This window comes from Streptomyces sp. NPDC052064, assembly GCF_055585925.1.
In genome coordinates this window covers 839,910-862,562 of the sequence record NZ_JBVJJE010000001.1, presented here as the reverse complement: position 1 = coordinate 862,562, position 22,653 = coordinate 839,910, and the positions used below count along the sequence as shown (strand labels likewise).

20 protein-coding genes are annotated in these 22,653 nt (G+C 71.4%); 14 read left to right on the top strand and 6 right to left on the bottom strand.

What is annotated here, in order from left to right; translation table 11 throughout:
* Positions 1-11: 11 nt before the first annotated feature.
* From ACZ6TU_RS04090 to ACZ6TU_RS04070, 5 genes are all read left to right on the top strand, one after another.
* A complete protein-coding gene (locus ACZ6TU_RS04090; RefSeq protein ID WP_467672378.1) occupies positions 12-536 on the top strand; it encodes a GNAT family N-acetyltransferase in 525 nt (174 codons plus the stop codon).
* A gap of 104 nt (positions 537-640) precedes the next feature.
* A complete protein-coding gene (locus ACZ6TU_RS04085; protein WP_467672376.1) occupies positions 641-940 on the top strand; it encodes a DUF4229 domain-containing protein in 300 nt (99 codons plus the stop codon).
* Between the two features lie 165 nt (positions 941-1,105).
* A complete protein-coding gene (locus ACZ6TU_RS04080) occupies positions 1,106-1,183 on the top strand; it encodes a putative leader peptide (RefSeq protein ID WP_330219385.1) in 78 nt (25 codons plus the stop codon).
* 62 nt (positions 1,184-1,245) lie between these two features.
* Positions 1,246-2,547: a dicarboxylate/amino acid:cation symporter gene (locus tag ACZ6TU_RS04075; protein ID WP_467672374.1), complete on the top strand. Its 1,302-nt coding sequence runs from the start codon at positions 1,246-1,248 to the stop codon at positions 2,545-2,547.
* 78 nt (positions 2,548-2,625) lie between these two features.
* A complete protein-coding gene (locus ACZ6TU_RS04070) occupies positions 2,626-3,282 on the top strand; it encodes a TetR/AcrR family transcriptional regulator (protein ID WP_467672372.1) in 657 nt (218 codons plus the stop codon).
* 16 nt (positions 3,283-3,298) lie between these two features.
* Here ACZ6TU_RS04070 and ACZ6TU_RS04065 read toward each other — a convergent pair whose 3' ends face one another.
* Both ACZ6TU_RS04065 and ACZ6TU_RS04060 read right to left on the bottom strand, forming a co-directional pair.
* On the bottom strand, positions 3,299-4,165 hold the full coding sequence (locus ACZ6TU_RS04065) for a MaoC family dehydratase (RefSeq protein WP_469546426.1): 867 nt from the start codon (positions 4,163-4,165) through the stop codon (positions 3,299-3,301).
* Positions 4,165-5,472 carry a 3-oxoacyl-ACP reductase gene (locus tag ACZ6TU_RS04060; RefSeq protein ID WP_467672368.1) on the bottom strand — a complete coding sequence of 436 codons (1,308 nt, stop codon included), beginning with the start codon at positions 5,470-5,472 and terminating at the stop codon, positions 4,165-4,167. Before ACZ6TU_RS04060 ends, ACZ6TU_RS04065 begins: the two co-directional genes overlap by 1 nt.
* Before the next feature lie 94 nt (positions 5,473-5,566).
* Between ACZ6TU_RS04060 and ACZ6TU_RS04055 the strand changes: the two genes are divergently transcribed.
* The 7 genes from ACZ6TU_RS04055 to kstD all read left to right on the top strand — a co-directional run bounded on the left by ACZ6TU_RS04055 (position 5,567) and on the right by kstD (position 17,716).
* On the top strand, positions 5,567-6,850 hold the full coding sequence (locus ACZ6TU_RS04055) for an acetyl-CoA C-acetyltransferase (protein ID WP_467672366.1): 1,284 nt from the start codon (positions 5,567-5,569) through the stop codon (positions 6,848-6,850).
* 231 nt (positions 6,851-7,081) lie between these two features.
* Positions 7,082-9,001 (top strand): AMP-dependent synthetase/ligase, encoded by a 1,920-nt coding sequence (locus ACZ6TU_RS04050; RefSeq protein WP_467672364.1) that lies wholly within the window; start codon positions 7,082-7,084, stop codon positions 8,999-9,001.
* 69 nt (positions 9,002-9,070) lie between these two features.
* Positions 9,071-12,595 carry an NACHT domain-containing protein gene (locus ACZ6TU_RS04045; protein WP_469546421.1) on the top strand — a complete coding sequence of 1,175 codons (3,525 nt, stop codon included), beginning with the start codon at positions 9,071-9,073 and terminating at the stop codon, positions 12,593-12,595.
* A gap of 161 nt (positions 12,596-12,756) precedes the next feature.
* Entirely contained in the window at positions 12,757-13,851 is a 1,095-nt protein-coding gene (locus ACZ6TU_RS04040) for a sugar ABC transporter substrate-binding protein (RefSeq protein WP_467672360.1), read from the top strand.
* Between the two features lie 61 nt (positions 13,852-13,912).
* The gene (locus ACZ6TU_RS04035) at positions 13,913-14,512 is read left to right on the top strand and encodes a TetR/AcrR family transcriptional regulator (RefSeq protein ID WP_467672358.1); all 600 of its coding nucleotides are present in this window, start codon (positions 13,913-13,915) and stop codon (positions 14,510-14,512) included.
* A gap of 120 nt (positions 14,513-14,632) precedes the next feature.
* A complete protein-coding gene (locus ACZ6TU_RS04030; protein ID WP_469546416.1) occupies positions 14,633-15,844 on the top strand; it encodes an MFS transporter in 1,212 nt (403 codons plus the stop codon).
* 90 nt (positions 15,845-15,934) lie between these two features.
* Positions 15,935-17,716: a 3-oxosteroid 1-dehydrogenase gene (gene kstD, locus ACZ6TU_RS04025; protein WP_469546414.1), complete on the top strand. Its 1,782-nt coding sequence runs from the start codon at positions 15,935-15,937 to the stop codon at positions 17,714-17,716.
* Positions 17,717-17,756: 40 nt separating this feature from the next.
* Here the strand turns inward: kstD and ACZ6TU_RS04020 are convergent, their stop codons facing one another.
* The 3 genes from ACZ6TU_RS04020 to ACZ6TU_RS04010 all read right to left on the bottom strand — a co-directional run bounded on the left by ACZ6TU_RS04020 (position 17,757) and on the right by ACZ6TU_RS04010 (position 19,047).
* On the bottom strand, positions 17,757-18,416 hold the full coding sequence (locus tag ACZ6TU_RS04020) for a class I SAM-dependent methyltransferase (protein WP_467672352.1): 660 nt from the start codon (positions 18,414-18,416) through the stop codon (positions 17,757-17,759).
* A gap of 64 nt (positions 18,417-18,480) precedes the next feature.
* Positions 18,481-18,726: a glycine zipper domain-containing protein gene (locus tag ACZ6TU_RS04015; protein WP_467672350.1), complete on the bottom strand. Its 246-nt coding sequence runs from the start codon at positions 18,724-18,726 to the stop codon at positions 18,481-18,483.
* Positions 18,727-18,843: 117 nt separating this feature from the next.
* Positions 18,844-19,047 (bottom strand): cold-shock protein, encoded by a 204-nt coding sequence (locus tag ACZ6TU_RS04010; RefSeq protein WP_003992177.1) that lies wholly within the window; start codon positions 19,045-19,047, stop codon positions 18,844-18,846.
* Positions 19,048-19,367: 320 nt separating this feature from the next.
* On the opposite strand from ACZ6TU_RS04010, the gene ACZ6TU_RS04005 reads away from it, so the two are divergent.
* The gene (locus tag ACZ6TU_RS04005) at positions 19,368-20,216 is read left to right on the top strand and encodes a menaquinone biosynthetic enzyme MqnA/MqnD family protein (RefSeq protein WP_467672348.1); all 849 of its coding nucleotides are present in this window, start codon (positions 19,368-19,370) and stop codon (positions 20,214-20,216) included.
* A 90-nt stretch (positions 20,217-20,306) separates the two neighbouring features.
* Entirely contained in the window at positions 20,307-22,046 is a 1,740-nt protein-coding gene (locus ACZ6TU_RS04000; RefSeq protein WP_467672346.1) for a serine/threonine-protein kinase, read from the top strand.
* Here the strand turns inward: ACZ6TU_RS04000 and ACZ6TU_RS03995 are convergent.
* Positions 21,961-22,626: a hypothetical protein gene (locus ACZ6TU_RS03995; protein WP_467672344.1), complete on the bottom strand. Its 666-nt coding sequence runs from the start codon at positions 22,624-22,626 to the stop codon at positions 21,961-21,963. The genes ACZ6TU_RS04000 and ACZ6TU_RS03995 overlap by 86 nt on opposite strands.
* Between the last annotated feature and the right edge of the window lie 27 nt (positions 22,627-22,653).

The window sequence follows — 22,653 nt, the reverse complement described above, 5'->3', positions numbered from 1 at the left end:
ACAATCGCTCCATGCCCCTTACCTTCACCTTCGATCCCGCCGTCACGCCCGAGCTGCGTGACGGCATCCTCGACCTGTGGGCCGACGTCTCCAACGCCGGCGGGGCCGTCGGCTTCGTGCCGCCGGTGGCGCGGGAGGACATCCGTCCCTGGCTGGTGCGGCACTTCGCGTCGATGGCGGAGGGGCGGGTCAGGCTTCTCGTCGGGCACGACGAGGAGGGACGCGTCGCGGCGACCGCGTTCCTCACCCTCAATACGCACCATCTGATGACGCATTGGCTGTGGCTCTACACGGTGATGGTGCACCCGCGTCACCAGGGCAAGGGCTACGGGCGCGACCTGCTGGCCGCCGCCGCGGACGCGGCCCGGGGGCTCGACGGCATCGAGGCGATCCGCCTCACCTGCCGCGGGGGTCTCGGCCTGGAGCGCTTCTACGAGTCCTGCGGTTACAAGGAGGTCGGCCGCATCCCCGGCGCGATCCGGGTGGCGCCCGGGGACGACCGGGACGACGTCGTCATGCTGCTGCCGCTCGCCTGAACCCCGCCTCGTACCCCCCTGCAAGATCGACGGCCCGGCGTGTTTCACTGGACGGTGCCCCTTTGGGTGCGTTCTGGCCGTTCGAACCGGAAGAGTGGATTGAGATGCTCCGCTACACGCTGATGCGCCTCGGTATCTTCGCAGGCTGCCTCGTGGTCGTCTGGGGCCTCGTCTACTCCGGCCTCGCCCCGCGCGGCCTCGGTGCCAGCAACGGCCTGTGGATCGTCATGCTCGCCCTGCTGCTCTCCGCGCCGATCAGTTTCGTCGTGCTGCGCAAGGAGCGGGACCGGGCGTCCGTGCAGATCGTGCGGCGGGTGGACCGGATGAAGGCCAACCTGGAGGCCAGCCGCAGCCAGGAGGACGTCGCCGACGACTCGTCCCGGGCACAGGGCCAGGCCTCGTAAGGTCCCCGCACAGGCGTACAGCGCCCCGTTTCCGTACTTGCACGGAAACGGGGCGCTTTGTCTTATGTGGGTGGGGTCATGTTTCGGCCTGTCAAAGCCAGGCTTTGAGGTCCTCAAAGTTCAGGTGTTAAGGTCGATGTCATGAAGTCAGCAGTCGCGCCCTCCATGCCTCTGAGCGTTCCGCTCGTGGCGCGCCTGCACGTGGATCTCTGTCGGTGCGCGTCCGCTACCTGTCGTCCCTGACGTATCGCAACCCCCGTCGTCTCCCACGTCAGTCCCTACGCGTCCCCCAACGGAGCCAGTCCGTGTCCTCACGCACGAAGTCCTTCAAGGTGCCCTTCTGGGCCCAGATCATCGCCGGTCTCGTCCTGGGTGTGCTGCTCGGCTGGCTCGCCCGCAGCCAGGATCTGTCCTGGCTGGTCACGACCCTGGAGAAGGTCGGCGACACGTTCATCGGCCTGCTGAAGCTCGCCGTCGCCCCGCTCGTCTTCTTCGCGATCCTGGTCTCGATCACCAACCTGCGGAAGGTCAACAACGCGGCCCGCCTGGCCTCGCGCACCCTCCTGTGGTTCATGGCCACGTCGCTGATCGCGGTGAGCATCGGCCTGGTCATCGGCCTGGTCACCAACCCGGGCGCCGGCACGGGCCTCACCCCGAAGGACGGCGCGAAGCCCGACCAGGCCGGCTCCTGGATCGACTTCCTCACCGGCATCGTGCCGACGGACGTCATCACGCCGTTCACCGAGCTGAACGTCCTGCAGATCGTCTTCATGGCGGCCGTCGCCGGTATCGCGGCCCTGCAGCTCGGTGAGAGGGCCCAGCCGATCCTCACCCTCAGCGAGTCCGTACTCGAACTGCTGCAGAAGGCGCTGTGGTGGGTCATCCGGCTCGCCCCGCTCGGCACCGTCGGCCTCATCGGCAACGCCATCGCCACCTACGGCTGGGACCTGATCGGCAAGTACGCGACGTTCACCGCCGACATCTACGTCGGCTGCCTGATCGTGCTGTTCGGCGTCTACCCGGCGCTGCTCGCGACCGTCGCCAAGGTCAACCCGATCCAGTTCTTCAAGGGCGCCTGGCCCGCGATCCAGCTGGCCTTCGTCTCCCGCTCGTCCGTGGGCACGATGCCGCTGACGCAGAAGGTCACCGAGCGGCTCGGCGTGCCGAAGGAGTACGCGTCCTTCGCGGTGCCGTTCGGCGCGACGACCAAGATGGACGGCTGCGCCGCGATCTACCCGGCCATTGCCGCGATCTTCGTCGCCCAGATCTTCGACATCCAGCTGGGCGTCGGTGACTACCTGCTGATCGCGTTCGTCTCGGTGGTCGGCTCCGCCGCCACCGCCGGTCTCACCGGTGCGACGGTCATGCTGACCCTCACCCTCTCCACCCTCGGCCTGCCGATGGAGGGCGTGGGCCTGCTCCTCGCGATCGACCCGATCCTCGACATGATCCGCACCGCGACCAACGTCGCCGGTCAGGCCCTGATCCCGGTCCTGGTCTCCGCCCGCGAGAACCTGCTCGACCGCACGGCCTACGCCACGGCCGACGGCTCCTCCCTGGACGAGCCGCGCGAGGCGCAGCCCGAGCAGGTCCCCGCCGCGGCCTGACGCGCCGACGCCCTCCCTGGCCGGTCCTCATCGGTTTCCCGACCGAGGGTCGGCCGGGGGGACCGTACGCTAAGCGGTATGGGTGCCGTGAAGACCAAGCGGATGCCACGTGCGGTCCGTGAACAGCAGATGCTGGACGCCGCCGTGCAGATCTTTGGACAACGGGGGTACATGGCCGCGTCGATGGACGAGATAGCCGAACTCGCGGGCGTGTCCAAGCCGTTGGTCTACCTGTACCTGAACTCCAAGGAAGACCTCTTCACCGCCTGCATCCGCCGCGAGTCCAAGGCACTCGTCGAGGCGGTCCGGGCCGGTGTCCGGCCCGATCTGCCCGCCGACCGGCAACTCTGGGAAGGGCTCGGCGCGTTCTTCGCGCACACCGCGCGCAACCCGGACGCCTGGTCGGTCCTGCACCTCCAGGCCCGTACGCACGGCGAGCCCTTCGCCGCCGAGGTCGCCGCGATGCGCGAGGAGATCGTCGCGTTCGTGACCCAGCTCATCCTCGCCGCCGCGCGTGAGGCACACCGTGACCCCGACCTCCCGGAACGCGAGGTCGCCGGGCTCGCCGAGGCCCTGGTCGGCGCCGCCGAGTCGCTCGCCGCCTGGGCCAACGCCACCCCGGGCGTCACGGCCCGCCAGGCCGCGGCCACGATGATGAACTTCGCCTGGGCGGGCCTGGGTGACCTCATGGCGGGGCGGCCTTGGTCACCGCCGGAGGGGCAGGCAGGCCCCTAGACCGCCGGCCCGTCCGTCACACCGGGTGGACGTCCCCGGTCACATGCACCCGCTCGGCCCCGCTCCGCAGCTCGAACCGGCCGTCCTCCGCCGCGTACGTCACCGTCCCGGGCAGCAGGACCGGTGCCCGGAAGTCCGCGCGGACATGGCAGGAGTCCGGCGTGCCGTGTGCGGCGAGACAGCGGGCGACGGTCCACATGCCGTGGGCGATGGCCCGGGGGAAGCCGAACAGGCGGGCGGTGAGCGGGTGGAGGTGGATCGGGTTGCGGTCGCCGGACGCCGCCGCGTACCGGCGTCCGACATCCTCGGCGAGCCGCCATTCGGCGACGGCCGGCAGCGGTTTCCGTATCTCCTCCCGGGGCGTCCCGGCATCCTCCCGTGGCGCCTGGGCGGGCCGTCGCGTTCGGTGCCGGGCGAGGTAGGTGCTCCTCGACTCCCAGACGATGTCCCCGTCCTCGCACACCTCGGTGACGACCGACGCCTCCGTGCCGCGCCGGTGGGGCGCCAACCCCTCGACGTACACCGCGAGTTCGTACGCGCCGGTGGCCGGCGTCGCCCGGTGCCGGGTGATCGTGATCGACGTGTGGACGAGTCCCAGCAGCGGCAGCGGAAAGTCCCGGCCGCTCATCAGCCGCATGGCCAGGGGGAATCCCAGCACGTGCGGATACGTCAGCGGCAGCGCGTCCTCCCCGGTCGGGAACCCGCAGACCCGCTCGTACGCCGCCAGCCGTGCGAGGTCGACGCGCAGGCCGGGCAGCACGAGCCGGGTGCGCGGGAACTCCGCGTCGGGGGCCGGGCGTTTGAAGGGGGACAGCAGGGCACCGCGCGCGAGCAGCGGGGCGAGGGAGGGGGACCCGGTGAGGACGAGAGCGGCGTCGACCATCACGCCCCCAGCAGGCTCTGGCCGCATACGCGCACGACCTGCCCGTTGACCGCGCCCGAGGCCGGGTGCGCGAGCCAGGCGGTGGTCTCGGCGACATCGACCGGCAGACCGCCCTGCGCGAGGGAGTTCATGCGGCGGCCCGCCTCGCGGATGAACAGCGGGACGGCGGCCGTCATCTTCGTCTCGATGAAGCCCGGCGCGACCGCGTTGACCGTCACCCCGTGCTCCGCGAGCGCGCGCGGCGCGAGGGAGCGGACCAGGCCGACGATGCCCGCCTTGCTCGCCCCGTAGTTGGTCTGGCCCGTGTTGCCGGCGATGCCCGCGATCGAGGCGGTCGCCACGATCCGGCCGCCCCGGTTCAGTGTCCCGGTCTTCAGCAGCGCGTCCGTCGTGCGCAGCACACTCGCCAGGTTCACCTCCAGCACCGGGATCCAGCGTTCGGCGGGCATGTTCACCAGTCGGCGGTCCCGCGTGATGCCCGCGTTGTGGATGAGCAGGTCCAGGCCGTCCGGCAGGGCCTCGGCGATGCGCGCGCCCGCGTCGGCGGCCGTGATGTCGAGGAGCAGCGCGGTGCCGCCGAGCCGGTCGGCGACGCGCCGGGCGTCCTGCTCGGCCTGTGGCACGTCGAGGACGACGACCCGGGCCCCGTCCCGGGCGAGCGTCTCGGCGACCGCCTCACCGATGCCGCGGGCCGCGCCGGTGACCAGGGCGGTGCGGCCGGCGAGGGGACGGTCCCGGTCGAGAGGGGTGGCGGGCTCGTCGCCGGACCCGACCTCGATCACCTGCCCGCTCACATACGCCGACTTGGGCGACAGCAGGAAACGGAGGGTGGACTCGGCCGCGGAAGCGTCGACGAGGCGGACCAGGTTCACGGTCCGGCCCCGGCCGATCTCCTTGCCCAGGGAGCGCGTGAAGCCCTCCAGGGCCTGCTGGGCGGCGGCCTGGTGGTGGTCGGCGGGGTCGAGCGGCGCGCCCAGCACGACCACGCGCCCGCTCGCGACCACCGAGCGCACGACAGGGTGCAGGGCCGCGTGCACCTCGGCCAGCCCCTCCACGTCCCGCACCCCGCTCGCGTCCAGGACGACGGCCGCCGCCCGGTCGGAGCCGGCCGGGCCGATCCCCGTCCGGGCGAGGACCGGCGCCAGGTCGAGGCCGGACCTGCCGGTGGTGAGGTGGAGGAGGCCGCCGTCGAGGGCGGGCCGCTCGGGGGACCAGCGGGTCAGCGCCGCGGGCTGGGGCAGGCCGAGCCGGCGGGTGAGGAAGCGGCCGGGCCCGGTGGCGGTGAAGCTCAGATAGCGGTCGGCCATGGCGACTCCCAGCTCGGATGACTGCTCACATTTGCTTACTCTGGAGTAAGGTTACCGCAGGTAAGGCTACGTCACAGACGAGGAGCGGGTCGAGATGAGCCCCCAGAAGATGTCGGTGCGGCGCGTGGCGGTCGTCGGCGGAGCGCGCATCCCGTTCGCCCGCTCCGACGGCCCGTACGCCACCGCCTCCAACCAGCGGATGCTCACCGCCGCCCTCGACGGCCTGGTCGAGCGGTACGGGCTCCAGGAGCCGGGCGCGGTCGGCGAGTTCGTGGCCGGCGCGGTCCTCAAGCACAGCCGCGACTTCAACCTGGCCCGCGAAACGGTCCTCGGCTCGCGCCTGCACCCGGCCACCCCCGCCTACGACATCCAGCAGGCCTGCGGCACCGGACTCCAGGCCGTCATCGCCGCCGCCAACAAGATCGCCCTCGGCCAGACCGAGTCGGCGGTCGCGGGCGGCGCCGACACGGCGAGCGACGCGCCCCTGGGCGTCAACGACACCCTGCGCCGCATCCTGCTGGAGGCTCGGCGGGCGAAGTCCGTGGGCGCCCGGCTGAAGGCCCTGGCGAAGGTGCGCCCCTCTCACCTCGTCCCCGACATCCCGCGCAACTCCGAGCCGCGCACCGGCCTGTCCATGGGCGAACACGCCGCCGTCACCGCCCGCGCCTGGGACATCGGCCGCGCGGCGCAGGACGAACTCGCGGCGACCAGTCACCAGCGGCTGGCGGCGGCGTACGAACGCGGCTTCTTCCAGGACCTGGTGATCCCCTTCCGCGGCCTGGTCCGCGACCAGAACCTGCGTCCCGGCTCCACCGCGGAGAAACTCGCCTCCCTGAAGCCGGTGTTCGGCCTCGGCCACCCCGACCCGACCATGACGGCCGGGAACTCGACCCCGCTGACGGACGGGGCCGCGACCGTCCTGCTGGCGAGCGAGGAGTGGGCCCGCGAGCGCGGCCTGGAGCCGCTGGCGTATCTCACCGCGTACGAGACGGCGGCCGTCGACTTCGTCGGCGGAGATGTCGCCGGTGGCGAGGACGGGCTGCTCATGGCACCCGCGTACGCGGTTCCGCGCATGCTGGAGCGGGCCGGACTCGGCCTGGCCGACTTCGACCTGGTGGAGATCCACGAGGCCTTCGCCTCCCAGGTGCTGGCGACGCTCGCGGCCTGGGAGAAGCGGGGTCTCGGCACGGTGGATCGCGCCCGGCTGAACGTCGCGGGCTCGTCCCTCGCCACCGGCCACCCCTTCGCCGCCACCGGCGCCCGGATCGTGGCGACCCTGGCCAAGCTGCTCGCCGAACGGGACGCACCCGCGCGCGGGTTGATCTCGGTCTGCGCGGCGGGCGGCCAGGGGGTGACGGCGATCCTGGAACGGGCCTGACAGGGGAGGACGGGCCGAACCTGAAGGTCCCTCACGTAACCCCCGAGAATGCACAGGCCTGGCGCCGGACCATCCCCGAACCCGCACAAACCCGCCACGTAAGGCCCGTACGATCCCGTTCCTACCGCCAGTAACCCCTTTCTGGGGGTTCAACCGGTTGAGCGCCTCGGCGTGCGAGGCACGTACGTATGCAGCAAGCAGTTCTTTCGCTGCGCGCCCCAGGAGCCGCCCGTGTCCACTGCCCATCCCTCCTCCGCCTACGGTGACATCTACGGCGGACCGGTCCTGGTCGAGCCCGAGACGCGGCGGCTCGACGGGGCGGTGCGGGAGGCGTCCGTACCGCCGCTGGCGCCGCCGTGGACCCACGGGTCCCTCGCCGACCTGCCGTTCGACAACGCGAGCGCGGCCCCGGACGCCGTGGCGCTCAGCCGCAAGGGCGCCGACGGGCGCTGGAGCGACGTCACGGCGGCCCGGTTCGCCGACCAGGTGCTGGCCGTGGCGAAGGGACTGATCGCCGAAGGGCTGATGCCGGGCGACCGGATCGCCGTGATGGCCCGCACGATCTACGAGTGGACGGTCCTGGACTTCGCGGCCTGGGCGGCCGGTCTGGTCACCGTTCCCATCTATCCCACGTCCTCCGTCTTCCAGGCCCGCTGGATCCTCCAGGACTCCGGCGCGGTCGCCCTGGTCACCGAGTTCGCCGGGCAGGCCGCCGCGCTCGGTCCTGAGCGCGAACGCCTGCCCGACCTGAGGCACATGTGGGTCGTGGAGAAGGGCCACGTGGACCGGCTCGCGGAAGCCGGCGCGCACCTGTCCGACCAGGAGGTCGAGGTGCGGCGCGGCATGCTGGGCCCCGGCACGCTGGCCACCCTCATCTACACCTCGGGCACCACGGGCCGCCCCAAGGGCTGCGCGCTCACCCACGGCAACTTCTTCGCCGAGGTCGACAACGCGATCGAACTCCTCTACCCCGTCTTCAAGGCCAAGACCAGCGAAGAGGCCTCGGTCCTGCTGTTCCTGCCCATGTCCCACGTCTTCGGGCGCATGGTGGCGATCGCCTGCGTCCGCGCCCGCGTACGGCTGGGCCACGCGCCGAGCATCAAGGCGGACAACCTGCTCCCGGATCTGGCGAGCTTCCGGCCGACCTGTCTGATCGCCATCCCGTACATGCTGGAGAAGGTCTTCAACTCGGCCCGTGCCAAGGCCGAGGCGGGCGGCCGGGTGACGTCGTTCGACCGCGCGGTGTCGGTGGCGCAGCGCTACGGCGAGGCGATGGAGGCCCAGCAGACGGGCGCCGGCTCCGGCCCCTCCCACGCCCTCAGGGCCGCCCGGGTCTTCTACGACCCCCTGGTCTACCGCCGTATCCGCAACGCCATGGGAGGCAGGGTCCGCTACGCCATCTGCGGCGGCTCACCGCTGGGCCGCCGCCTCGCCGCGTTCTACGCGGGAGCAGGCATCGAGATCTTCGAGGGCTACGGCCTGACGGAGACCACGGGCGCGTCGACCGTCACCCCGCCCCTGAAACCCCGCCTGGGCACGGTCGGCTGGCCCCTGCCCGGCACTCGCGTCCGTATCGCCGCCGACGGCGAGATCCTCCTCGCCGGCGACCACGTCCTGCGCGGCTACTGGGACCCCCAGGCCGGTGGCGTCGTACCCGCCGCCCCCGACGGCTGGCTCGCCACGGGCGACATCGGCGAACTGGACGACGAGGGCTACCTGACGATCACCGGCCGCAAGAAGGAACTGCTGATCACCGCGGGCGGCAAGAGCGTCGCCCCGGCCCCCCTGGAGAACTGGCTGCGCTCCCACCCGCTGATCTCCCAGTGCATCGTCCTGGGCGACGGCCGTCCCTTCGTCTCGGCTCTGATCACCCTGGACCCGGAGGGCATCACCCACTGGCGCCAGATGAACGGCAAACACCCCGTACCGCCCAAACTCCTCGTCGACGACGAGGAACTCCGCTCCGTCCTCCAGCGCGCCATCGACGAGGCCAACAAGATGGTCTCCCGCCCGGAGTCCATCCGCCGCTTCGCGATCCTTCCCGAGGACTTCTCCGAGGAGGCGGGCCACCTGACCCCGTCGATGAAGCTCCGCCGCGAGGCGGTGATGCGCTCCTTCGCGGCGGAAGTGGAGGGTCTGTACGCGCGGTGAGGCACCGAGCCCGCGCCGGTTTCCCCGACCAGGCCTCCTCTCGCCTTCCAGGGCGGCTACCGTCGTGTCATGGGGTGGAAGTCGAAGCGGGTCGAGGCGGTCGGGGAGCGGGCGGTCGGGGCGGGAGGTGACGTCAAGGCCGCCGCGACCGGCGATCACGGCGTGGCCATGTACATCGAGAACCAGTACGTGCAGCAGACGGCGGAAACGGTCCTGACCCCCGAGGAGACGGACGAGGCACTGCGCCGTTACGCCACGCGCATCCGCGAGACCTACGGCCGCCTGGACCTGGAAGTGCTGATCCCGACCGAGGAGGGCGAGCATCCTCCGGTCGGTCTGGACGAGGTGTTCGTCGCGCCCACCGTACGGGCCGACCCGCCGCCCGTGGAACTGCCCCGCGACATCCGTCAGCGGCTCGTGGACTCCGGTGAGTGGCCATCGAGTCTCCCGCCCGGCCTCGAACGCGAGGCACTGGACCGCGCTCGGCAGGCCTACGCGGAGCGTCCCGCGCGGGACGTCCTGGAGGTGCTGGCCGACCCGCACGAGGACCGTCTCGTCCTGCTCGGCGACCCCGGCGCGGGCAAGTCGACCCTCGCACGCCATCTCGCGCTGACCCTCACCGGAGCGGTCCGGCCGGGCGACCCGCTGGCAGCCCTCGACGGCCGCGTACCGCTCGTCGTCGAACTGCGGGAGTACGCCGCGGGGGAGTGGCGGGAGCGGACGTTCGAGGACTTCCTCGAGCACCTGCACGCCACGAAGGGCATGGCGCCCCCGTACCCGGTCACCGAACGGATCCTGGCCGAGGGCCGTGCGGTGGTCGTCTTCGACGGCCTGGACGAACTCTTCGAACCCGCCGCACGGGAACAGGTCAGTCACCGCATCGCCGACTTCGCCGGCCGCTACCAGCAGGCCGGGGTCCGGGTGGTGGTGACCTCGCGCGTCATCGGATACCGGCGGGGCGTCCTGGAGCGCGCCGGTTTCGCCCACTACATGGTCCAGGACCTGAGCAGGCAGCAGATAGAACTCTTCGCCCGGCAGTGGTACGCCACCGCGTACCCGCACGACGAGGAGCGCGCCGCCCGCCTGTGCCGTCGGCTCACCGAGGCGGTCGGGCACTCCCGGCCGGTGGGTGAGCTGGCCGGCAATCCCCTCCTGCTGACCATCCTCGCCATCATCGGCCGCCGCAGGGAGCTGCCCCGGGACCGGCAGGGCGTCTACCGGCACGCCGTCGCGGTCCTGGTGGCGCACTGGGACGAACACGCCAAGCACCTGCGCGGGCCGACGGACCTGGAGGCACTGTCCTACCTCGGAGACGAGGACCGGCACGAGCTGCTCCGGCTCGTCGCCCGGCGCATGCAGGACGGCGAGGGCGGCATCGCCGGGAACCACATCCACCAGGACGAACTGCTCGCCACGTTCAAGGAGTATCTGTCAGAGCAGTACGAACTGCCCGTCGCGCAGGCTGTGTCGGCGGCCCGGACGATGGTGCGGCAGTTCCGGGAGCGGAACTTCATCCTCAGCCACTACGGGGGCGGGGTGTACGGCTTCGTGCACCGGGCCTTCCTCGAATACCTCGCGGCCGTCGACATCGACCGGCGCTACACGCGGGAGCGGGAGTGGACCCGGGAGGAGTTCGTCGAGGAGGTGTTCGCACGGCACGCGGAGGACCCGGCCTGGCACGAGGTCCTGCTGCTCCTGGTCGGGCAGATCGGGGAGCGGGAAGCGGGCGCGGTGATCGACCGGTTGCTGGAGATGCACCGGCGGCGGGTCGACCCCGACTGGGACTCGTCCCTGCTGACGCTGAGTGTGCGGGCGCTGGCGGAGGTACGCAGGATCGGAGTGCTTGCGGGGCAGAGCAGGGCGGTTGTGGACGAAATCGTCGCGCGCGTGGAGCGGAGAGATTCGTTGTTTCTGCTGACCGGCGTCGACGGGACGGAAGAGACCCTGGCTGCCCTCAAGACCTTTCCCCCGCACTGGAGCGGGCGATCCCGGTTCCTGCGCTGGTTCCATCTGCGCGGCCAGTTCCTCAGCGAGTCGCTGCCTGGCCAGTACGCGTCCGTGCTCTACCAGGAGTCGACGATCCCGCGGATCATGGCCGGGTGGGCCCATTCCGACTTGGTCCAAGCCGCACTTGTGGCGGGGCTGGGGGAACGCTGGGGGGACGAGCGGGACGTCCGCGAGCTGCTGCGCACGCGCGCGGCCGCCGACCCCGCTGAGCACGTCCGCAGTAAGGCTCTGGAAGCGCTGGCCGAACTGGGCGCGGGCGAGGGGGACGTCAGCGAGCTGCTCGCGGATCGTTCGGTCGCGGACTCCTCACTGCGGATCCGCGTCCTCGCGCTGTCACTCCGCGGTGACAGCGCGTCGGACAAGGACCTGTGGGCGCCCATCACCGCCCTCGCCGTCTCCGCGGAGGACAAGTACCAGCGGTGCCACGCGTTGTCCGCGCTGGCTCAGCATCGTGGTGACCAGCCCGAGGTCAGGGAACTGCTTTGCCGCTTGGCGGTCGAAGACCCCGACGGCTCCGTGCGGGATGAGGCACTGAGTCATCTCGATGGTCTGCTGGACGACGAACGCGTGGCGGCCCTGATGCGCAGCCGGGTAGCGGAGGACCCGGCCCCCCACGTCCGGCTGACAGCCCTGTCTTACCTGACCCGACACACGGGGGAGCCCGAGCTGGCGCGCAGACTCGCAGTCGAGGACCCGTACTCGTTCGTCCGGTCACAGGCCCTGTTCAGCTTGCGGGCCATCCGTAGTGACGACCCCGCCACCTGGGAGCTGGCCCGGCGTCGAGCCGTTGCGGACCCGGACGAGAGGGTCCGCCGATCGGCGTGCAGCATGCTGGGGCAGACGGCGGGATCCCAGCCCGGCACGGTCGAGTTCCTGCGCGAGCGGGCTGTGGCGGACCCCGGACCGCAGGCTCGGGGAGGCGCGCTCTACGGGCTGGTACGACTGACAGCGGACGAGCCCGGCACCTGGGAACTCGTCCGCGAGCATGCCGTCGGTGACACCGATGGCGTCGTACGGGCGGAGGCCGTGGAGCACCTGTGCTGCCACCGCGGGGACGACGCCGGAACATGGGAGCTGGCTCTGGACCGACTCGCCAACGATCCCGAGACCCAGGTCCGCATCGAGGCGCTGCGTGGCCTGAGGCACTACCGGGGTGACGAGTCCGCAAAGTGGGCCGCGATCCGTGCCCGCGTGTATGACGACGACTCCATCCTGGTCAGAAAGCTGGCGCTGGCATGGCTGGCCACGGGCCGGGACGACGCCGCGCCCCACGAGGTGTTCCGGGACCGGGTGGTGGCCGATGCGGATCCCGTGATCCGGGCCGACGCCCTGCGCTGGTACGCCGTGTGCGAGACGGACGCCACGGCGGCCGAATTCCTGCGCCACCGGGCCGTCGCCGATCCCGACCCCCAACCCCGCATCGCCGCCCTGCAGTCACTCGCCTTCGGCTGGCCCGCCCACCCGGAGACCCTGCCGCTGTTGCGGGAGAGGGCCGAGTCCGACGAGGAGGAAGGGGTACGGGACGCGTCGGCGCATGCTCTGGCGGCGGCCGAGTCGCTGTGCCCCCTCAGTGACCGGCTTCCCTGAGAAGGCCCCGACGGCGAGCCCCCGCTCGGCCTTTGCGAGGTCTTCACACCTGGTCCTTGACGACGCACGGTGCCTCCCCGTTGGCTTTCTGCCACCTCGTCGCGATGCTCCCCCATCGGAAGGCACCACCAGTGAAAGCGCGTACCACCCGTCGGCCCGCTGTGCGTCCCCTCTCCATAGCCCTGGCGGTCACCGTGTCGGCCCTGTCCCTCGCCGCCTGCGGCGGCAGCGGGAGTGACGACTCCGCGGGCGTGAAGAAGGGCAACGACATCACGGTGGGCCTGCTGCTGCCCGACCGGGACACGGCACGCTTCGAGAAGTTCGACTACCCCCTGATCAAGAGCGAGGTCGCCGAGCTCACCGAGAACCAGGGCAAGGTCAAGTACGCCAACGCCGAGGCGAGCGTGTCCAGACAGAGCCGGCAGTTCCAGCAGATGATCGACGACAAGGTCGACGTCATCCTGGTGGACGCGCTGAACTCCAAGACCATCGCCTCGGACGTACAGAAGGCCAAGGACGCCGGCATCCCGGTCATCGCCTACGACCGGCTCGCCGAGGGCCCGATCGACGCGTACGTCTCCCACGACAACGAACTCGTCGGGCAGGTGCAGGGCCGCGCCATCGTCGGGGAGCTCGGCGACAAGGCCGCGAAGAGCAAGGTCGTCATGATGAACGGCGACCCCGCCGACCCGAACACCGGACGGTTCAAGGACGGCGCGCTCAGCGAGCTCCAGGGGGCGGTCGACATCGTCGAGCAGTACGACACCAAGGAGTGGAAGCCCTCCATCGCCAAGGCGAACATGAAGAAGGCGATCCGGGCGGTCGGGCTGAACAACATCGCCGCCGTCTACTCCGCCAACGACGGCATGGCGGGCGCCGTCATCGAGGCGCTGCAGGAGGCGGGCGCGAGCAGGATCCCGCCGGTGACCGGGCAGGACGCCAACCTGGACGCGGTGCAGCGGATCGTGTCGGGGGAGCAGTACATGACCGTGTACAAGTCGTTCCTGCTGGAGGCGACGAACGCCGCGAAGATCGCGGTGGCCAAGGTCCAGGGCCGCTCGATCGAGTTCGCCGCGCTGACCCGGGAGACGGTCGACAGCCCCACGCAGAAGGCCATCCCGGCGATGCTGGTGCCGGTGGTCGCCCTCACCAAGGACAACATCAAGGAGACGGTGATCACGGACGGGGTCTACACGGTCAAGGACATCTGCACCGCGAAGTACAAGGCGGACTGCGAGGCGATCGGCCTCGAGTAGCGGGTCCCCACCCGACAGGCTATTGGAACCTGCAGTCCAAAACCGTGTTAGCGTCCTGTCCATGGCCCGGCCGAGGAAGTTCGACGAGGAGCGGGCCCTGGACGCGGCGATGCGGATTTTCTGGGAGAGGGGCTACGAGGCCACCTCCACTCAGGATCTGTGTGAAGCCACCGGCCTGGGGCGCAGCAGTATCTACAACACCTTCCAGAGCAAGCACGACCTGTTCGGGCGGGCCCTCGCCCGGTACCTGGACACGATGACGCTGGCTCAGACGGCGGTCCTGGACGACGCGGAGCGGCCTGCCGCCGATCGGGTGCGTGCTCTGCTCGCCCAGGTCGTCGAGAGCGAGGCGGAGTGCCGGATCGGCTCCGGGCGAGCCCTCGGCTGCCTGGGGGTCAACACCGTCGTGGAGCTGGGCGCTCGCGACCCCGAGGCGGCCGCGATGCTGGAGCGTGACACCGCGCGGCGCCTCGCCGCGTACCGGGTCGTGATGGAGGCCGGCCGGCGCGACGGCAGCATCACCGCCTCGCGCGATCCGGAGGCGCTGGCCCGGTTCCTCAACGCGACGGTCGCCGGGCTGCGTGTCTCCAGCCAGGGCGGCGCCGGCCGGGCCGACCTGGAGGCGATCGCCGAGACCGCCATGGGCGCGATGGCGTCCTGAGCCCCGCCTGCCCGTCGGGCTCCCGGGCTTTTTCATGCCCCAATTTTGAACTGAACGATCCATAACGGGTCTGTTCACACCCGGCCGATCCCCAACACCGAGAAGCAGAGGAGTCCCACCGTGCCCCGTTCCGTATACATCCTGGCGCTCGGCATCTTCGCCATGGTGACCAGCGAGTTCGTGGTCGCCGGGCTGATGCCCCAGATGGCGGAGGGCCTGCACGTCACCGTCCCGCAGATCGGGTACCTGATCACCGCCTTCGCCGTGGCCATGGCGGCCGGTGGCCCGTTCCTGACCATGGCGGTGGCCAAGCTCGCCCCACGGACGGCGCTCATGACGCTGTTCGCCGTCTTCCTGGCAGGCAACGTCCTGGCCGCGACCGCACCCGGCTACGCGGTGATGACAGCCGCCCGCGTCATCACCGGCGTGGCCTCCCAGGCCTTCTTCGGTGTCGCCGTCTCCCTGTGCGTCCAGCTCACCCGCCCGGAGGTGCGCGGCCGGGCGATCGCGGTCGTCATGAACGGGCTGATGCTCGGCACGCTGCTCGGACTGCCGCTGTCCACCCTGGTCGGTGAGCGGTTCGGCTGGCGCGCGGCGTTCTGGGTGATCTCGGCACTGGCACTCGTCGCCGCGGCCGTGACCCTCGCCGGTGTACCCCCTCTGGAGCGGGCGGGAAGCGGCGGCTCACTCCGCGAGGAACTCGGCGTCTTCCGGAACCCGAAGCTCTGGCTGGTCCTCTCCACCAGCACGCTGATCATCGGCGCGACGTTCTCCGCCTTCAGCTACTTCAACCCCATCCTCACCGAGGTCACCGGCTTCTCCACCGGAACCGTCCCCGCCCTTCTGATCGCCTACGGAGCCACCACTGTCCTCGGCAACACCGTCGTCGGCCGCCTCGCCGACCGTCGGACCGTGCCCGTCCTCGCCGTCGGCCTCCTGCTCAACGCGCTGTTCCTCACCAGCTTCGCGCTCCTCGCCGACATGCCCGCACCCGCCGTCGTCTGCATGCTGGGCATCGGGCTGGTCGGCGTCACCATGAACCCGGCGATGGTCACCCGCGTCCAGCGGACCGGAAACGCCGGCCCACTGGTCAACACCGTCCACACCTCCTTCATCACCCTCGGCGTCATCCTCGGCTCCTCGCTCGGCGCCGTCGCGATCGGCACCTGGGGCCTGCGCGGCACCCTCTGGCTCGGCGCCGGTATGGCCGTCCTCGGGCTGACGACCCTGCTGCCCGAGCTCACCCCCGGGCGGCCGGGAACGCCCGCGGAGCCGACTCGCCCTGCCCGACGTCCGGCCCGCGCAGGATCCTCCCCCCAGGAGCGGAGCTGAACTCGCCTCGTGTGCATGGCTCTTGACTTCGCAGGGCTCGCGCGCGACATTCCCCATCCCCTGCGCGTTCCTCTTCCGGCTGGAGCGGCCATGACCACTAGCACGAACTCCGTCGGGACTCCCGGGGCCCCGTCCCGAAGACGAGTGCTGGCCGGCGCCGCGGGTGCCGGCCTCGCGGTCGCCGCCGGAGTGCAACAGGGCGCCCACGCCGCCGACTCACCCCCGCTCGGCACGTACGACGTCGTCGTCATCGGCTCCGGCGCGGCCGGGATGACCGCCGCGCTGACCGCCGCCGGGCAGGGGCTGAGCTGCGTCGTCGTGGAGAAGGCCCCGACCTTCGGCGGCTCGACCGCCCGCTCCGGTGCCGGGATCTGGATCCCGAACAACCCGGTGATCCTCGCGGCCGGCGTCCCCGACACCCCGGCCAAGGCCGCCGCCTACCTCGCCGCCGTCGTCGGCCCGGACGTCCCCGCCGACCGGCAGCGCGCCTTCCTCGCCCACGGCCCGGCCACGATCTCCTACGTCATGGCCCACAGCCCCCTGCGATTCCGCTGGATGGAGGGCTACAGCGACTACTACCCCGAGCTGCCCGGGGGCCTGGCCAACGGCCGCTCCATCGAGCCCGACCAGCTCGACGGCACGATCCTCGGCACCGAACTGGCCCGTCTGAACCCGCCGTACATGGACGTCCCCGCCGGCATGGTGGTCTTCAGCGCCGACTACAAGTGGCTGGCCCTGGCCGCCGTGAACGCCCGGGGCGCCTCCGTCGCCGCCCAGTGCCTGGCACGCGGTACGAAGGCCACGGCGCTCGGCCAGAAGCCCCTGACGATGGGGCAGGCGCTGGCGGCGGGCCTGCGCGCGGGGCTGCGCTCCGCAGGCGTACCGGTATGGCTGAACACCCCCTTGAGCGACCTGCACGTCGAGAACGGCAGGGTCACCGGAGCCGTGGTCACCCGCGACGGTGCCCCGGGCCTGATCCGCGCCCGCCGGGGCGTGATCGTCGGCTCCGGCGGCTTCGAGCACAACGCGGCGATGCGCGACCGCTACCAGCGACAGCCCATCGGCACGGAGTGGACGGTCGGCGCCAAGGAGAACACCGGCGACGGGATCCGGGCGGGGGAGCGGCTCGGCGCGGCGCTCGACCTGATGGACGACGCCTGGTGGGGCCCGGCGATCCCGGTCCCGGGCCGGCCGTACTTCTGCCTCGCCGAACGCACCCTCCCCGGCGGGCTGCTGGTCAACGCGTCGGGCAGGCGCTTCGTCAACGAGGCCGCGCCCTACAGCGACGTCGTCCACACCATGTACGACGTCCACCACACCGACCCGGCCATTCCGTCCTGGCTGATCGTCGACCAGAACTACCGCAACCGGTACCTCTTCAAGGACGTCCTGCCGGGCCTGCCCCTTCCCGACGCCTGGTACGACTCGGGCGCCGCGCACAAGGCCTGGACCCTGGACGCCCTGGCCACGTCGATCGGCGTACCGCCGACGGCCCTGCGCACGACGGTCGACCGCTTCAACTCCCAGGCACGGCGGGGCGAGGACCCCGACTTCCACCGCGGCGACAGCGCCTACGACCACTACTACACGGACCCCTCGGTCCTCCCGAACCCCTGCCTGGCCCCCCTCTGGCTCCCCCCGTACCACGCCTTCCGTATCGTCCCCGGCGACCTCGGCACGAAGGGCGGCATGCGAACGGACGCCCGGGCCCGCGTCCTGCGCCCCGACGGCTCGGTGATCCCGGGCCTGTACGCGGCGGGCAACGCCAGCGCGGCGGTGATGGGCCACAGCTACGCGGGCGCGGGCTCGACCATCGGGCCGGCGATGACGTTCGGCTATATCGCGGCGAGGGATGTCGCGGGGGTGTTGTAGGGGGCGACGTACGGGGGGCCGGGCGGGTTCGCGGGTACGCCTAGGCCGTCGGCTCCGGCGGCTTGCGGGCCACCAGGCACGCCTGGGCGACCGGCTCCCCGAGTGCCTCGTCGGGCTCCCGGACGGTCCGGGAGCGCAGGACGAAACCGGCGGCTTCCAGCAGGGCGGCGATCCGCTCCGGCTGCCGCCGCCGGAAGGTCAGCCCCACCGGGTGCCCGAAGGCCTCCTCGTAACGGCGGGGCTCGTCACCGGCCTGGAAACCGAGGAGCAGGTGCCCTCCGGGCCGCAGGACGCGGCCGAACTCGGCGAAGACGGCCGGCAGCCGGTCGAGCGGGGTGTGGATGATCGAGTACCAGGACACGACCCCGTCGAGCGAGCCGTCGGGCAGGTCCAGCTCCAGTATCGAGCCCCGCTCGAACCGCAGGCCCGGATGCTCGCGCCGGGCGATCGCGAGCATCGACTCCGACAGGTCCAGCCCGAACACGGACAGCCCTCGTGACGCCAGGTACGCCGTCACCCGCCCGGGCCCACACCCGAGGTCGGCGACCTCGCCCCCCTCACCCACGAGCTCCGCGAAACCGTACAGCTGCCCCAGGTCAAGCGGCATGGCCACGTGCGGGTCACTGAAGTGAACGGCGTAGTCCTCCGCCACGGTGTCGTAGAAGACACGGGTCTCGGTCAGGAAATCGACTTCGGTCATGGCCCGACCCTATTGCGAGGGACTGACACCGCCGGCCCGCGCTGCCAGGGCCCGTCACGCGGCCCTACCGCGCAGGCCCGTCTCCCCGGTCCCCGCCCGTCTGCCGCCCCCCGAGCCCAGCCCCCGCACCGATCGCCGTGCCCAGGCCGAGGCCCAAGGCCAGGCCCAGGCCGATGTTGTCGAAGACCGTCAGGCCGAGGACGAGTCCCACCGCCGTGCCGAGGGACAGGCCGAGGGCCAGGCCCGATGCCAGGCGCTTGTCGGCGGGGGTGTCGCTGCCTTCCCCGCCGTTCTCCGGATCAGTCTGCATCCGGCCATCCTCCCACGGTCCCTCGGGCGGAATTCGCCGGGAATTCACCGGGGCGTAGGGGGCGAAAAGGCAGGAGCCCCGCCGCCTGACGGCGCGGGGCTCCTTGGGTACTACTGATCAGACCGGCGTGACGTTCTCAGCCTGCGGACCCTTCGGGCCCTGCGTGACATCGAAAGACACCTGCTGGTTCTCCTCGAGCGAGCGGAAGCCGCTCGCATTGATCGCGGAGTAGTGGACGAAGACGTCGGGGCCGCCGCCCTCCTGGGCGATGAAACCAAAGCCCTTTTCGGCGTTGAACCACTTCACGGTTCCGGTAGCCATAAGCCCTCCTTGGGCCCAAAAGGGTTGCCCTGCTCCAGAACCAGCAAGTGTGAAGATAAATTCTGCACAACTGCATACGTCTGAGAATGACGAGAGCCCGCGGTCACATGCTCCGCAGGCTCTGTACTGCAAGGGAAACCAAACTGCAACTTGCGATGAGCCTAGCACGCAGGCCCCCGAATGCAATAGGGGTCAAGATCACGTCACCCGAATGTTTGAACATCCCCCGCCGAGTGGCGGTAGAAGGCGCCGGCTGCGGCTCACGGGCCCACGGCGGGGCCGGGCGTGGGCCCGTACGCCATGAGGGCTAGCCTCACGATGTGGACAATCCTCGCACCCGGCCGCGCGTCGGCCACATCCAGTTCCTGAACTGCCTGCCCCTGTACTGGGGGCTCGCCAGAACGGGCACGCTCCTCGACTTCGAGCTCACGAAGGACACCCCGGAGAAGCTCAGCGAGAAGCTGGTGCAGGGCGAGCTCGACATCGCCCCGATCACCCTGGTCGAGTTCCTCAAGCACGCCGACCAACTGGTCGCCTTCCCCGACATCGCCGTCGGCTGCGACGGCCCGGTCATGTCCTGCGTGATCGTCTCGCAGGTCCCCCTGGACCGGCTGGACGGCGCCCGCGTCGCCCTCGGCTCGACCTCCCGCACCTCCGTCCGCCTCGCCCAGCTGCTCCTCGCCGAGCGCTACGGCGTACAGCCCGACTACTACACGTGCCCGCCCGACCTCAGCCTGATGATGCGAGAGGCCGAGGCGGCCGTCCTCATCGGCGACGCGGCACTGCGCGCGAACATGCTCGACGGGCCGCGCTTCGGCCTGGACGTGCACGACCTGGGCCGGCTGTGGAAGGAGTGGACCGGGCTGCCGTTCGTCTTCGCGGTCTGGGCGGCACGCCGCGACTACCTGGAGCGCGAGCCGGTCCTCACGCGCAAGGTGCACGAGGCCTTCCTCGCCTCCCGCAACCTCTCCCTGGAGGAAGTCGACAAGGTCGCCGAGCAGGCCGCCCGCTGGGAGGACTTCGACGAGGAGACCCTCGCCCAGTACTTCACGACACTCGACTTCCGCTTCGGCGGCCCGCAGCTGGAGGCGGTCGCCGAGTTCGCCCGGCGCGTCGGCCCGACGACCGGCTTCCCCTCGGACGTGAAGGTGGACCTGCTCCAGCCATGAGAGGGGCGGTGCTCCCGCACTACTCTGCTGGGAGCGCGCGTACGGGGGTCGGCGAAGGCCTGCGGGCGCCTACGGGGGAGGGGTGACGCCATGCGGCCGCTCGAAGTCGACGAACCCACCGTCGTGGGGCCCTACCGGCTCCTCGGCCGACTGGGCTCCGGCGGCATGGGCCGGGTCTACCTGGGCCGTAGCGCCGGCGGCCGTACGGTCGCGGTGAAGATCGTCCATCCGCACTTCGCACTGGACGAGGAGTTCCGGGCACGGTTCCGCCGCGAGGTCGAGGCCGCGCGCCGGGTCGGCGGCGCCTGGACGGCACCCGTCCTGGACGCGGACCCGGAGGCGCGGGTGCCGTGGGTGGCCACGGCGTACGCGGCGGGCCCCTCGCTGTCGGCGGCGGTCGCCGAGGGCGGCGCGCTGCCGGCCCACACCGTACGGGTGCTGGGAGCGGGGCTGGCCGAGGCGCTGGCGGCGGTGCACGAGCTGGGCCTGGTGCACCGGGACGTGAAGCCCTCGAACGTACTCCTCACGCTCGACGGCCCGCTGCTGATCGACTTCGGGATCGCGCGGGCCACGGACGGTACGGCGTCCCTGACGTCCACGGGCGTGTCGATCGGGTCGCCCGGCTACATGTCGCCCGAGCAGATCCTCGGCAAGGGCGTCACGGGCGCGGCGGACGTCTTCTCGCTCGGCGCGGTCCTGGCGTACGCGGCGACCGGCGAACCGCCCTTCCCCGGGGACTCCTCGGCGGCCCTGCTCTACAAGGTCGTGCACGAGGAGCCGGAACTCGGCGGCCTGGACGGGCAGGTGCGGGAGCTCACGGCAGCCTGCCTGACCAAGGACCCGGGCGCACGGCCCGCCCCCGCCGAGGTGGCCCGGCGGTTGGCTCCCGAGGGCGCGGCCCGGCTGGTGGCGGGCGGGTGGCTGCCGGGGGCGCTGGTGGAGCAGGTGAGCCGGAGCGCCGTGCGGTTGCTGAATCTGGAGGCGACGGGTTCGGAGGGGGCGGGGTTTTCGGGGCCGGTCGGTTTCAGCAGCCCCTCGGTGGGGGTGCCCGAGACGGCCGGGGCCGGGCCCGGGGGCGAGGACGCCGGCGTGTTCGGCCCGCCGCCGGTCATGCCCCCACCGGTCACACCGCCATCAGCCGCACCGTCCGTGCCCGCACCCACACCGGCCTCTTCCTCCGCCGTACCCGAACCCCGCGACGGTCACCGGCAGGACACGGTCGCCACCCCCGGGAGGCGCCGCCCCGGCAAGGTCTCCGTCTCCGTCGCGGCGACGTCCACGCCTGAGGGCGGCGGGCGGGTGCGGAGGCTGAGCTGCACCGTGGCGCTGACGATCGCCGGGGCGATGGCGGCCGTGACGATCGGCTCGGTGTTCGTCTTCGACCTGTTGCCGGGCCGGACCTCCCACGACGACACGAGCGACTCCGGCGCGGGCCCCGACTCTCCACCTGCGGCGACCCCGAGCTCCGCCCCATCCGGTGCCGTGCCCGCCGCCTACCTCGGCACCTGGGAGGGCCAGGGCAGCGCCCTCGACGGCAGACTGCCCCTCGGCACGTTCCGGATCACCGTCGAACGTGCCACCGCCGGCCAGGAGCTGGGCCGCCTCCGCCAGACCGACCAGTTCGGCGGCGTCTGCGTCGACGTACTGACCCTGAAGCAGGTGACGAAGAAGGAACTCGTCGCGACGTCCGTGGGCGCGAAGACCAACCACAGCGGCTGCAACCCGGCCCCCGCGACCGTCCACCTCACGCCGGTGGGCGACGACCTCCGGTACCGCTCGGAGAGCGAGGAATCGGGTCGTCCTCAGGCCCGGATGTCGAAGGTGCGGTAGCGGAGGACCGACCGCTGTACTTGACGAGCAGGGTGATCAGCAGGGCGGTCGCGGCGAGTGTGGCGACGAGGCCGACGGCCCACAGCCACGGGTAGTGCACATGCACCCAGCAGGGGCCGCCGTCGCTGTAGCAGTCCTGGTCCCAGTCGCGGCGCCGCTTGGGCCGTACGGTCGCCATGATCACCCCGGCAACCAGGTACCCCGCCGCCAGCCCGGGCAGCGAGGCGGCCACCCAGGCCAGTGAACGCGCCTTGCTCTTCGTCCAGTTCATCCGGGTGAGGGGCCACACCCAGGCGAGGAACACCAGCGGTACCAGGGCGCCGGCACTCGCGGCAAAGGCGTATGCCCCGCCAGGCCACGCGGGCGCGAAATCATCCCAGAGGTCGTGGCCCCAGTGCATGTCGAAGAGGACCAATGGAATGATCAGGACGACGAAGCCCGGCAGCACCATGCAGCCGAACAGGCGATCCCCAAGACTGGTCTTCGCCCGACGAACGGACGGCCGCCCTGGCCGGTGCTCGTACCGCAGCGCTGCCCCCGCCGCCTTCCTCCGCTTCGGCTTCGCCGAACTTCCGCTCATAGCCCCTGACTCTCCGCCTGTTCAGGC